Here is a 12344-nt window from a genome sequence, read left to right as displayed (position 1 = left end):
GGTGTGGCGGCGCAATACAGCGGCGTAGACTTGGAAAACCAACTGCGCAATATCGCAGTCACCCAGTTGGCGGCCGCGTTCGGCAGCTCCGGTATCCCATTCTTGGATATGGCGGCGAACCAAGTTTTGCTGTCGCAAAAAATCGGCGAATTGCTTGGCGCGGAATTTGCCAAGCTGGGTTTGGCACTGGAAAACTTCACTGTTGAAAGCATTACTTTGCCCGCGTCTATTCAGGCTGCGTTGGATAAGAAAATTTCGATGGGTGTTATCGGCGATTTGGGACGCTACACCCAATATCAAACCGCCGAATCTATTCCGCTTGCGGCACAAAATGAAGGCGGACTTGCCGGAATCGGTGCAGGTTTGGGCGTAGGTGCCGGTATTGGTCAGGCGATGGCGGGTGCCATGGCTGGCATGATGCAGCCGAATGCGCAACAGGCTCAGCAAAATGCTCAGCCGGTTGCCGAAGATCCGCAGGCTAAATTGGTGAAACTCAAGTCTTTGCTGGATGGCGGTTTGATTTCGCAAGAAGATTTTGACAAAGCCAAGGCTGAAGTGTTGAAACAGCTGATTGGTTGATCAATTGAAGGCCGTCTGAAAAATATCATTCAAAAGAAGCGTTGAGCTGCTTCTATGAAAAGGTTTCAGACGGCCTTTCAAATGATTTGATTAAGCCTGTCCGACTTCAAAAACGTTAAGGCCGTCTGAAACACTCCAACCCATTCTGAAAAAGCAAACCCATGTCTCAAACTCCTTTCTTCAAAACCGACTGCCCAAGCTGCGGAGCACCTGTCGAGGCGCATTCTGCTTCTGCCGTGACGCTGGTGTGCGGCTATTGCAACAGCATGCTGGTGCGGAAAGATAACGGCGTTGTCGACTCCGGCCGCGACTCCGCATTGCTGGAAGATTTTAGTCCGCTGCAAATCGGAACCAGCGGCACATTTGTCGCACAACGCTTTACCTTGGTTGGACGGCTTCAGGTGCAATACGACGATGGCGCGTGGAATGAATGGTATGCGCTGTTTGACGACGGCAGAGCCGGTTGGCTTTCTGAGGCGGGCGATTTGTATGTGATGACCATGCCGGTCGAAATCGATAATCCGCCGAAATTTGAAGATACGCGAGCCGGATTTAGCGAGCTGACTTTTCAAGATAAGCACTATATTGCCTCCGATGTCCGCAACATCAGCTTGAAACATGCGGCTGCGCAGGGCGAATTGCCGTTTGTTTTGAAAGAGGATACAGAAAATCGGGTTTCCGACTGGCGTTGCGAAAACCTTTTCATCACGCTCGATTACAACAATAAAACTCCCGAAGCCTTCTTCGGGCGGATGGTAAACCTAGATGGTTTGAAGCTGGAAAACACGCGCCACGAAGATGAAATTAAAGAAAGCGCAGGCCGTCTGAAAGGCAGTATTACTTCAGAAAACTGTCCTAACTGCGGCTCGTCCATTCATTGGGTAAACGGGCTGACTTCCCATCTGAACTGTCAAAGTTGCGGCAGCGAATTGGCAGTCGGCAAAGATAAAGCGGAGCTTATTACCGCCAATAATCTGCGTTTGTCGCAAAATACGATGTTTACTTTGCCTGTCGGCTCGACAGGCAGTCTGAAAAATAAAGAGTTTCATGTTATCGGCGCAATTAGATATTTAGAAACAGATGCGCAGGAAACATTTGATAACTTGTTCAAAGGTGCCAAACATACATTGGCACCAGAAGGGCAGTGGACAGAGTATCTGCTTTACAACCCAACTCAGGGTTTCTTATGGCTGGTTGAAGCTGATGAAGGTTGGAATATTTCCGAAACCTTGAACGATTGGCCGCGCCTCGACCGCAACCGCCAACCGCAAGGCTATGGCAAACTTTATGACTATGGCGGACGGGTCAGGATTGCCAGCGGAGCGTTTTATTGGCGTGTCCGAAACGGTGATTTGAACTATTACAGCGATTACAGAGACGGACAAAGCCGTAAGATTGGCTCCGAACTAAACAGTCACGAAATGGCATGGACTAGAAGTGCCCCAATTGCTTATCGGGAGATTGCAGACGCGTTTAATCTGACCAGCCAAGCTCCGCATTACACTGCAAACATGGCGGCGGACGGCATTGATAAATCATTAAGAATCATAATGACCGTCATCCTGGTTGTCGTCAATCTCCCTGCGCTTCTGACCGGCGATAGTTCTGCCGCACTTACCGTCATCTTTATAGGATGCTGGTTGTTGTGGACCATGGGCAAAAAAGACGAGGACGAGGATTAACATGTCGAGAATCACTTACATCATTTTCAGTACCATCATCATCGTCATCTCCATGATCATCAGCTACGGCTCTTCCGATTCCGACGGCTCGCGTATGCACTCCGGCGGCTATTATGGCGGCAGCGGTTATTCCGGAGGCCATAAATGACCCATGCGCCCGGTAATCATGGCCTATTGGACTTATACGGTTGCGATGAAGCCATCTTAAAAGATGAAGGCCGTCTGAAAACCGCTTTGGTGGCTGCCGCACAGGCTGCAGAAGCCACCATATTGACCGAACACTTCCACACCTTCGGTGGCGCAGGCGGCGTAACCGGTGTTTTGCTGCTCGCCGAGTCCCATATCAGTATCCACACTTGGCCTGAACACCGCTTCGCTGCTATTGATGCATTTATTTGCGGCGGTATGAAATTGGAAAAAGTGAAGGAAATCTTGTGCAGGGAGTTGGTGGCAGCAAGGGCTGTTTGGACGGTTGTGCAACGTGGCGAAGGTATACTGGACGATGTACAACCATCGGTTGAACAATAAAATCTGTCGGGCCGTCTGGAAAAAATTGGCTGATAGTAAATTAGATAACAAATTTTGTATAAAAAGGCTTTTAAACAAAATGCTTAAAATAAAAGATTGGAAGAGAAACAGAAGTTTGCCATTGGTTATTTACTTGCTTGCAGGTTTGTTTTTGCTTGGAGTGGAAAGTGCCGAAGCAAAAAAATTAACACATGATCGTACCGAGTATTGCCGTAATCAAGTTTATGTCAGTAATAACCAAGGCGCATCCCTGCAAGCTCAACCGGACGATAAAGCATCTTCAATCACTCAATTGCACCATATGCAATACCTTTGCGTTGTCGGTAATGACAGCAAAAATACCGAAGAAGGATACTCTTGGATAAAAGTAAAAAAAGTACCTTTGGCAATCAAAGAAAACCAAATCAGTTGTCATGATATGGGCCTGCCTGACAACTGCACCAAACCTACCGATTTCCCGACTGAATGGAAAATCAAACCGCCCAAAGGCAAAAAATGTCGTCTTTCCACTCATGTTGATAATGAAGGTCAGTTGCTTATTGTCGCAAAAGGCGTTTGCCCAACCGGATGGGTAAAAGAGAGAGATGTACAATTTTTTGCCGATTAGTAAACTTGGCTTTAGTTAAAGAAAAAAACAAAGTTCATCATATGGCAGAACAATCAAGAAAAAAGATTTAACTTATTCTTTATTAAAAGACAGGCCGTCTGAAAGCATATTCAATCCGTTTTCAGACGGCTTTATCTTACATTTTTAAAATATCCTGATTAAGGAAATCAGAAATGCATGTTCGTACTTCCATCATTTTTGCCTTATCCATGCTCACCTTAGGAGCATGTGTCAGTCATCATCCTTCGGTTCCTCATGCTTCAACGGTGAAAGACCGTGCATATTATTTCCAACATCTTGACGAAGCCCAAGCAAAAAAAGAGCAATGTTTGAAAGACAGAGTATTTGAGAAAGCAGGCGTTGATATGGAAAACAGCAGAGATCAACAAATGATTGCTGCGTATCCCGATGACCTTTTAATGCTCAACCAAGATAATGCGGAATTATTTTCTTGTATCGCTGCGTGGACGGCTGCTAATTCCGCAGAACCATTACGCAAATGGCAGAGGGAAAATGAGGAAAGTGAAGCCACCAATCAAAAATTTGAGGCACAGGTTATGCGGTTTAAAGCAGAACTAGAAAAGAAATACTCAGAAATAGATTGGAAAAAGTTTTATCCTGCCGCACTCTATCAGGAATCTGTCCATTTCCTTTACACAGACAGTACGTCAGAAGAATATGCAAAAAAAGAAGCCATCGAACGTATCTTTATTGATAAAGCGAAACGGTTTATAGCAGAATCGGAAGCGAACAATATTGAAACGCTGACCCAAAAGATGTCGCAAATCTGCAAGGAGGATACTTGGGGCTATATCCCTTCGTGTAAAGTCTATTATCATGTTTTAAAAGAAAAACTCTCGAAAAAAACACTATCCGAATTAGTGGAGATGGAAAAACAGTATAACGACGGCGAGCATATGCCTGTTCCTATTTTATTTGAAGCTTATCGTTTTACCCTTGGATCTGCTTTGGAGAAAATAAATCGAGAATTAATGTCAGACTACGGTAAACTCGATTCCGAATATAGGCAGTGTGTAAAAAAAATCGGAGAAAAAGTCTCGGTTACCCAAATGGACAGCTTTGAAGAAAATTTCGAGCCGGAGTTTTATCTCGGTTTTTATCCCGAATGTGCCGTTACCGATAACATTATGAAACAATTGGAGTTTCCTCTGGATTTAAATGTCGCGGTTGAAAGCAAAATTTTCCACAAAATAGTCAAACAAAGCCAGGAAGAAAACGAGAAATTTCTCATCGATGAAGAGCTATCAGGAATAGCATGGCGGAAGCAGCTGGAAGAATCGCCCGAAGTCTTACAAACCAAAAAAAGCTTGGCTCAAAAATATGCCCAAACACCTTGGCAAAATTTCAGGAGCACTATAAAACAAGACTATCCAGATATCGAAAGTGACTTCTCGGGTACGGAAGAAGAACAGAAGCAGAAAAAGATAATTTCTACTGCCCTGAGGTTAATCTTGATTGAAAAAATACAGCCTGAAATGGACAAGTTAGAGAAAAAAAGTATAGATGAATTACTTACTGAACTACGAGCTCGTTGTAAAGAAGGAGAAGGAATAGATTGGCTAAGCGATACTCAGTGTATTCTGTATTACCGTACCTTCTTAAAAAAAATTCAGGGTCAAACTTTAGAAGAGCTATTAGCTTCAAAAGATAAATATGAAGAGGGGCCTTCCTTGGTTAAGTTTTCCTATAAGTTAGTATTAGAAGGGAAAGAGGTGAAACGATCCTTCGAACTGATAAAAAATGATGACAAACGCGAAGCAGCATACTGGCAATGTATCAAAAACATCAGCAAAACCATAAAGAAATCAGGCATTCTAGAAACTAACGATGCCGAGTCGATTATCTTGAACGAACCTGGTTGCAAACAGGTGTACTATGTCATGAGCAATATGAACGAAGAAAAACGGTTCACATATTTTGCCGACACGCTGCTTAACAAGAAACGTTTCAAAGAAGCTCCGAAAGTTCAACAAGATTGATGTAAACATTTCATTAAGAGGCCGTCTGAAGTCTTGCATATGCTGTTTTCAGACGGTCTTAAACCTTGTTCTGATTAAACTGAAATATTGACGTTATATGGAAAAAACGCCTTTTTTTAAAACCGATTGCCCAAGCTGTGGTGCGCCTGTGGAGGCGTATTCCGCTACTGCCGTGACGCTGGTGTGTGGCCATTGTCACAGTATGCTGGTTGCTAGAATCGGTAAGGGGAGGAGCGGATATTTTGTTGCCAATTCAGGGCGTGATTCTGCGTTGCTGGAAGATTTCAGTCCGTTGCAGATTGGAACGCGAGGCGTTTTTGATGATCGGAAATTTACGCTGATTGGGCGATTGCAGGTGCATTACGATGTCGGCGCATGGAATGAATGGTATGTCTTGTTTGATGACGGGCAGACCGGCTGGCTTTCCGAGGTTGGCGATTTATATGTGATGACATGTTTACTTGCCCAGAAGAGGAGACGGGGGCCGAAAAATTTTAAGTCGGTGAAAGCCGGTTCCAGTTCGTTGATCTTTAATGGCCAAACCTTTATTGCGTCAGATGTCCGCACCATACATTACCGTAATACCGATGCGCAAGGCGAGTTGCCGTTCAACTTATCTGAGAACCAAGCGGCAGGCGAGGTTTGCGACTGGCGACGGGGCAATTTGTTTTTGACCTTGGATTATTCGACGTTTCCAATGGACTCCTACTTCGGACGCATAGTCAGTTTGGACAGTTTGAAGCTGGAAAATAAGCGCAGTGATGATGAAATCCATGAAAGTGCAGGTCGTCTGAAAGGAGAGATTCTTTCTGAAAACTGCCCGCATTGCGGCTCTCCTGTTCATTGGCCAAGGGGTGTTACTTCTTTCCTTTTATGTCAGTCTTGCGGCAGCAGTTTGAATACGACAAAAGATACTGTTGCGTTGATGGAGGCAAATGCCCAAAGGAAAGAACAAGAAAATCTGTTCACACTTTCCATTGGTACGAAAGGCCGTCTGAACGATACAGAATATCTGATTATCGGGGCTGTAAGATTTGTCGAGATATCGTCCTATAATCAAAATCAGTCCGAATACTGGACGGAATATCTGCTTTATAACACTCAACAAGGTTTTGCCTGGCTGATTGAGTCTGGAAAACGCTGGCGGCTGTCAGAAACCATTACAAACATGGCCGGACTTTGATTCAAGTGGCAATCCTGCCGGTGAAATGTTGATTGATCATTACCGCGGGCAGGTCGAGGTAGCGGCTGGTGCTTTTTATTGGAAAGTCAAACAAGGCGATTTGCTTCATTACAAGGAATATAGCGGCAAGAAAAGTTATGGCCGGAATGTCATTCTGTGTTCCGAGCAGAGCAAGGACGAAATTGTCTGGAGTAAAAGCAGTCCTGTGTCTTACCGTCAAATGAGAAAGGCATTCGGTCTGTCTTTTGATACTAAGGAGATGCTCTCTTACTGGCTGAAGGGCGACAATAGAAATGTTGGGAGTAGAGATAATGTAGCCCGTATCATTGCTATGCTGATTCTTATCATCGTCAACCTTCCGGCCTGGCTGTCGCCGCATCTACGTAGTCCTGTCGGTATAGTGGTCAGTCTGTGTGCGTTGGTATGGATATGGATTTCTGACAGATATAAAAACGATCGTGATTACGAAGAAGAACGGGTAGGGATGATTATTTTCTTTGCTTTCATCATTTTTCTTACCGTCTTATTCAACTATGTCCAAGCGGAAGACAGTGATTCATCGCATTCCGGCAGATCCTATCATGGTTATTCGGCAGGGCATAAATAACGTGAGATCTGCTTAACCTCGTTGTATCGTTTTACTTTTATTTTTTCAGACGACCTTTTTATAAAACATGCTAACCCGCCGTCAATTTCTCAGCTATACCGCCGTGCTTGGTGCCGCCTCTGCTTTCTCTTGGCAGACTTATAAGTACCTCAACCGCAAACCGCCGGTTTCTATTAACCGTGTCGGCTTGCCGTTGGGGCATTTGTTGCGTGACGGGGAATTGCTCAGTTCGCCGACCCGTCGTTATGAATGCAATACGTTGATACTCGGCGGCGGTGCGGCTGGGTTGGGAGCATTGTGGTATTTGGCGAAGCATAATCACCGCGATGTATTGTTGGCAGAAGGGTTTGAACGTAATGGCAACAATGCCGCCTATACGTCTTCAGACGGCCTGAAAGCGCCGAGCGGTGCGCATTATTTGGCTTTGCCGTCGAAAGAAAGCGTGTATGTGCGCGAGATGTTGGCGGATTTCGGTATTTTGCAGTCGGATGGCAGCTTTAGGGAAACCGATTTGGTCTATGCGCCCGAATCGCGCCTCTTATATCAGGATAAATGGGTAGAACATTTATTGCCGAAAGAAGATGCGGATTCCAAACGGTTTTTTGATTTGATAGGCCGTCTGAAACAGGCTTACGGCAATGACGGTAAGAAAATTTTTGCCATTCCGATTGCGCTGTCATCGATAGATGAAACATGGCGAAAGCTCGATCATCTGACGTTTCAACAATGGCTTGATCAGGAAGGTTACCATTCGCCCGAGCTTTTGTGGTATCTCGATTATTGTTGCCGCGACGATTACGGACAAGGCATCGGGCAAGTATCTGCCTTTGCCGGATTGCATTATTTTGCCGCCCGCAACAATGCAGAAACTGTCCTCACTTGGCCCGAAGGTTTGGCACATCTTTCTGAAAACCTGCGCCGTCATGCCGATTTGCAGGAAGGCTGGCAATGGCCGTCTGAAAACAGTATCCGTTTGGAGAAACCTGCTTCGGTTAATGCTTCTGCCGTCAAAATCAAACCGCTTTCAGACGGCCGGATTGAAGTGTGGCTGCGTGATAATGCAAAAGGGGAAACCGTTGCCGTCACCGCGCAACACGTTATCTCCGCCATGCCGCTGATGGTTGCCGCCCACATTATTGAATCTCCCGAACAATTTGGTCTGAATATTCCCGAATACGCGCCATGGCTGGTTTCCAATTTTGAACTGCACAGTTTTCCGAAAGAAAAAAACAACAGCGAACTTGCGTGGGACAATGTGGTTTACGGCAGCCAAGGACTGGGCTATGTTGTTGCGACCAACCAGCTTATCCGGGTTGCCCGTCCTGAACGTACGATTTTTACCGCCTACGCCGCGCTCAATCACGATACGCCACAAGCCGTCCGCCGCCAGCTGCTTGAAGCAAGCGATGAAGAGCTGCTCCAGTTTGCCGCACAAGATCTGCTTACCGCTTACGGCGAAGGCTTTTGGCGGCATGTTTCCCATGTTGACATTACCGTTCGCGGGCATGGCATGAGCGTGCCGAAACCCGGCTATTTAAGCGATGAGGCTTTATTAAAAATCAGAAATCGAAATACTGGATTATTATTTGCACACAGTGACTTAAGCAGCTATTCGGTGTTTGAAGAGGCTTTGTATTGGGGTGTGGAAGCGGCGCGGAAAGTATTGGCTTAATTGATATAAAAAGGCCGTCTGAAATCATATTCAGACGGCCTTTTCTCTTTTAACTTAATAACCTGATTAGGCTTTTGGTTTCAAAGCGGCAGCTTCGCGAGCCAGACGGGTGATGGTATCCCAGTCTTTGTTTTTGATGGCTTCTTTTGGGGTCAGCCATGAGCCGCCGACGCACAAGACATTAGGCAGCGCCAAGTACTCGGGAGCGGTTGCCAGGCTGATGCCGCCGGTCGGGCAGAAGCGAACATCGGCGTAAGGGCCGTACAGGGCTTTGAGCATGGCTTTGCCGCCAACGACTTCGGCAGGGAAGAGTTTGAGGGTGTCGATGCCGTGTTCCAAAGCCAGTTGGACTTCGCCAGGAGTGGCAACGCCCGGAATCAGGGGGATGCCACTGTTGTGGCTGGCTTTGGCGAGGGATTCGTGCAAACCCGGGCTGATGGCGAAAACCGCGCCTGCGTCTTCGACGGCTTTGAGCTGTTCGGGATTGGTTACCGTACCCGCGCCGACGATGGCGTTAGGAACTTCTTTGGCAATCAGGCGGATGGCGTCGAGACCGACAGGGGTGCGCAGGGTGATTTCGAGGGTGGGAATGCCGCCTTCGACAAGGGCGTGGGACAAATCGACGGCAGTACTCAAGTCGTCAATCGCCATTACCGGCACAACTGCGCCGGCAGTCAGAATTTCACGAGGGGTCAGTTTAGACATTTTAGGTCTCCGTTGGGGACTGTATCGTAATAGGGTCGTTAACATGGTTTCAGACGACCTGATTGTTTTAAGAGGCCGTCTGAAAAGGGTTTAGGCAAATTCGCCGCCGAAGCTCATGGCACCGGTTTCTGCGCTGCTGGTCATGCTGCGGAAGTTGGCGAAGAGTTCGCGGCCGCAGCCTTGTTGATTCGCGCTCAAGTCGATACGTTCGACTTCGCGGGCGTTCCATTCGGCTTCGTTGATCAGGACGTTGAGTTCGCCGGTAACGGAGTCGAAGCGGATCAAGTCGCCGGTACGGATTTTGGCGATGTTGCCGCCCATCAGGGCTTCAGGCGTCATGTGGATAGAGGCCGGAACTTTACCGGACGCGCCGGACATACGGCCGTCGGTCAGCAGTGCCACTTTAAAGCCGCGGTCTTGCAGGATGCCCAAAGGAGGGGTCAGTTTGTGCAATTCGGGCATACCGTTGGCGCGCGGGCCTTGGTAGCGGACAACACAGACGAAATCGCGTTCCAACTCGCCGCGTTCAAATGCGGCCAATACTTCGCGTTGGTCGTTGAACACGATGGCGGGTGCTTCAATGATGCGGCAGCCTTCGCGCACGGCGGACACTTTAATTACGCCGCGACCGATGTTGCCTTTCATTAGGCGCAGACCGCCGTCTGGGGAGAACGGGTTGTCGGCTTTGCGCAGGATGTCTTCATTACCGCTGGTTTCAGGGGCTTCGCGCCATTCAAGTTTGCCGTCAATGAGGAAAGGCTCTTTGGTGTAGTGGCGCATACCGTGTCCGACAACGGTATCGACATCATCGTGCAACAGGCCTGCGTCCAGCAATTCGCGGATAACGAAAGGCAGGCCGCCGGCAGCGGTAAAGTGGTTTACGTCGGCTTTGCCGTTGGGGTACACACGGATCAGCAATGGGATGATGGAAGAAATTTCATCGAAGTCGTCCCAGTTCAAAATCACGCCTGCAGCACGCGCCATAGCAACGAGGTGCATGGTGTGGTTGGTCGAGCCGCCGGTTGCCATCAGGCCGATCAGGGCGTTAATGAAGGATTTTTCGGTCAACATTTCGCCCAATGGTTTGATGGTGCCGTTTTTGATGCCGCGTGCGAGGTGTCCGGCTGCGTAGCGGGTCAGTGCTTCGCGCAGGTCGGTATAAGGGTGGACGAAGGCAGCAGCAGGCAGGTGTACGCCCATCATTTCCATCATCATCTGGTTGGAGTTGGCGGTACCGTAGAAGGTACAAGTACCCGGGCTGTGGTAAGAGCCCATTTCGCTTTCAAGCAAGGCGTCGCGGCCGACTTTACCTTCGGCGAAAAGCTGGCGGGTACGGGCTTTTTCTTTATTGCCGATACCGCTAGACATCGGGCCTGCCGGAACGAAGATGCCAGGAATATGACCGAAAGACAACGCACCGATCATTAAGCCCGGAACGATTTTGTCGCATACGCCCATAAACAAGCTGCCGTCAAACATTTGATGCGACAGACCGATGGCGGTACTCATGGCAATCACGTCGCGGGAAAACAGCGATAATTCCATGCCGGCGTAGCCTTGCGTGATGCCGTCGCACATGGCGGGCGTGCCGCCGGCGACTTGGGCGGTCGCGCCGTTTTTTTGTGCTTCGTCTTTGATTTGGTCAGGGAAGTCTTTAAACGGCTGGTGTGCGGAAACCATGTCGTTGTAGGCAGTGATGATGCCTAAGTTGGGGACGGTTTCCTGAAGCATTTCGATTTTGATGCTCTTAGGCATGGAGGCATAGCCGTGTGCCAAGTTGCTGCAGCCGAGCTGGTTGCGCTCTAAGCGTCCCATCTGTTTGGCGCTGCGGATTTTCGCCAGATACTTTTCACGCGTCGGGCGGCTGCGCTCGATGATGCGCTCGGTAATTTCGGCGAGTTTCGGGTGAATAGGAGTGGGGTTCATGTGCGGTCTCCTGGCTAAACGATATGATAGGGATTTTGTTTGCGCGTTTCTGATTTTTGTATTGGGTGTTTTCTTCAGACGGCCTTGAGCTGTGGGAATGAATAATATGGGCCGTCTGAATATTTGAAGATTTTCTCTTCGAAGCGTCCGCATATTATAGTACAAAATCTGTAATTTTGTTACAAAATAATTTACTAAGTGGAAGAAATTTGATTTAAATCGAGGTATGGTCAATTCGTAAAATGGCAGGCTGCAAAAGTCATCAAACTTTTATGTTAAATCAAACAATTTGTAAAAATGAGAATAGACAAAATGTGTAGCCATGTGTAGTATTACTACTCATTAGCCCGCTTGTTTGAAATTTTGGTGCAGGCGATTGGTTCTTTACTGCTTATTGCTTAAAGGCTTTTGATTTTAATCGATTTTTATGGATGACGACAGTCCAAAAGTTTTGAAGCAAGCTTCCTCAACGAGAGATGAAACAATGAGTACACAGACAAATTTTGATTTGGTGTTGTTTGGCGCGACCGGCGATTTGGCAATGCGTAAACTTTTGCCTTGCCTGTATCAGGCGCATGTAGCCGGTTTGCTTCATCCCGAAGGTCGTATTTTGGGCGTAAGCCGCAGCGAATTGGATACCGCCGGCTTTTTGGCTAAAGTGGAAACGAATTCTAAAATCCATGTCAAACAAAACTTCTCAGATGAAGCGTGGGCATCGTTTATCCAACGTCTTGAGTATTTGAAAGTCGATGTGACAAAGAAAGACGACTTCATTGCTTTGGGCGACTTGGTAAAAGCGCGCAAGAATACTGAGAATGTCGTGATCTACCTCTCAACTGCGCCGAAATTCTTTGC

General features: G+C 47.5%; 11 protein-coding genes and 1 pseudogene. 10 read left to right on the top strand and 2 right to left on the bottom strand.

Translation table 11 applies throughout. The features are described from left to right. The 9 genes from ACTHUM_RS09610 to ACTHUM_RS09570 all read left to right on the top strand — a co-directional run. Positions 1-579 (top strand): SPFH domain-containing protein (locus ACTHUM_RS09610; protein WP_440402835.1); only part of this gene is annotated, 579 nt, incomplete at its 5' end. A 161-nt stretch (positions 580-740) separates the two neighbouring features. Next, positions 741-2261, top strand: a complete 1521-nt coding sequence (locus ACTHUM_RS09605; RefSeq protein WP_224783367.1) for a DUF4178 domain-containing protein — start codon at positions 741-743, stop codon at positions 2259-2261. A 1-nt stretch (position 2262) separates the two neighbouring features. After that, the gene (locus ACTHUM_RS09600; protein WP_162837292.1) at positions 2263-2409 is read left to right on the top strand and encodes a hypothetical protein; all 147 of its coding nucleotides are present in this window, start codon (positions 2263-2265) and stop codon (positions 2407-2409) included. Next, positions 2406-2789, top strand: a complete 384-nt coding sequence (gene speD, locus ACTHUM_RS09595) for an adenosylmethionine decarboxylase (protein WP_049335402.1) — start codon at positions 2406-2408, stop codon at positions 2787-2789. The genes ACTHUM_RS09600 and speD overlap by 4 nt, the downstream gene beginning before the upstream one ends. Before the next feature lie 25 nt (positions 2790-2814). After that, positions 2815-3396: a hypothetical protein gene (locus ACTHUM_RS09590; RefSeq protein ID WP_224783366.1), complete on the top strand. Its 582-nt coding sequence runs from the start codon at positions 2815-2817 to the stop codon at positions 3394-3396. Positions 3397-3569: 173 nt separating this feature from the next. Beyond that, complete coding sequence (locus tag ACTHUM_RS09585; protein ID WP_049335405.1) at positions 3570-5396, top strand: hypothetical protein; 1827 nt, start codon at positions 3570-3572, stop codon at positions 5394-5396. A 97-nt stretch (positions 5397-5493) separates the two neighbouring features. Further along, positions 5494-6579, top strand: a complete 1086-nt coding sequence (locus tag ACTHUM_RS09580) for a DUF4178 domain-containing protein (protein WP_224783365.1) — start codon at positions 5494-5496, stop codon at positions 6577-6579. Further along, the gene (locus ACTHUM_RS09575; RefSeq protein WP_224783377.1) at positions 6521-7186 is read left to right on the top strand and encodes a hypothetical protein; all 666 of its coding nucleotides are present in this window, start codon (positions 6521-6523) and stop codon (positions 7184-7186) included. Before ACTHUM_RS09580 ends, ACTHUM_RS09575 begins: the two co-directional genes overlap by 59 nt. Before the next feature lie 67 nt (positions 7187-7253). Next, on the top strand, positions 7254-8858 hold the full coding sequence (locus tag ACTHUM_RS09570) for an NAD(P)-binding protein (RefSeq protein WP_049335410.1): 1605 nt from the start codon (positions 7254-7256) through the stop codon (positions 8856-8858). A gap of 66 nt (positions 8859-8924) precedes the next feature. Here the strand turns inward: ACTHUM_RS09570 and ACTHUM_RS09565 are convergent, their stop codons facing one another. Then, positions 8925-9563 (bottom strand): bifunctional 4-hydroxy-2-oxoglutarate aldolase/2-dehydro-3-deoxy-phosphogluconate aldolase, encoded by a 639-nt coding sequence (locus ACTHUM_RS09565; RefSeq protein WP_003745733.1) that lies wholly within the window; start codon positions 9561-9563, stop codon positions 8925-8927. Positions 9564-9653: 90 nt separating this feature from the next. After that, positions 9654-11489 carry a phosphogluconate dehydratase gene (edd, locus tag ACTHUM_RS09560; RefSeq protein ID WP_004519344.1) on the bottom strand — a complete coding sequence of 612 codons (1836 nt, stop codon included), beginning with the start codon at positions 11487-11489 and terminating at the stop codon, positions 9654-9656. Between the two features lie 484 nt (positions 11490-11973). Between edd and ACTHUM_RS09555 the strand changes: the two are divergent. Next, positions 11974-12344 (top strand): annotated as a pseudogene (locus tag ACTHUM_RS09555) (glucose-6-phosphate dehydrogenase); the annotation flags it as partial.

It is taken from the genome of Neisseria sp. P0021.S006 (assembly GCF_051956895.1).
Note: the sequence above shows the minus strand (reverse complement) of the source record. Positions and strands in the feature narration are given on the sequence as shown.

Coding starts and splice junctions, on each gene's coding strand:
- speD (WP_049335402.1), top strand. CDS start 2,406: ATGACCCATGCGCCCGGTAATCATGGCCTATTGGACTTATACGGTTGC.
- ACTHUM_RS09565 (WP_003745733.1), bottom strand. CDS start 9,563: ATGTCTAAACTGACCCCTCGTGAAATTCTGACTGCCGGCGCAGTTGTG.
- ACTHUM_RS09605 (WP_224783367.1), top strand. CDS start 741: ATGTCTCAAACTCCTTTCTTCAAAACCGACTGCCCAAGCTGCGGAGCA.
- edd (WP_004519344.1), bottom strand. CDS start 11,489: ATGAACCCCACTCCTATTCACCCGAAACTCGCCGAAATTACCGAGCGC.
- ACTHUM_RS09585 (WP_049335405.1), top strand. CDS start 3,570: ATGCATGTTCGTACTTCCATCATTTTTGCCTTATCCATGCTCACCTTA.
- ACTHUM_RS09600 (WP_162837292.1), top strand. CDS start 2,263: ATGTCGAGAATCACTTACATCATTTTCAGTACCATCATCATCGTCATC.
- ACTHUM_RS09570 (WP_049335410.1), top strand. CDS start 7,254: ATGCTAACCCGCCGTCAATTTCTCAGCTATACCGCCGTGCTTGGTGCC.
- ACTHUM_RS09580 (WP_224783365.1), top strand. CDS start 5,494: ATGGAAAAAACGCCTTTTTTTAAAACCGATTGCCCAAGCTGTGGTGCG.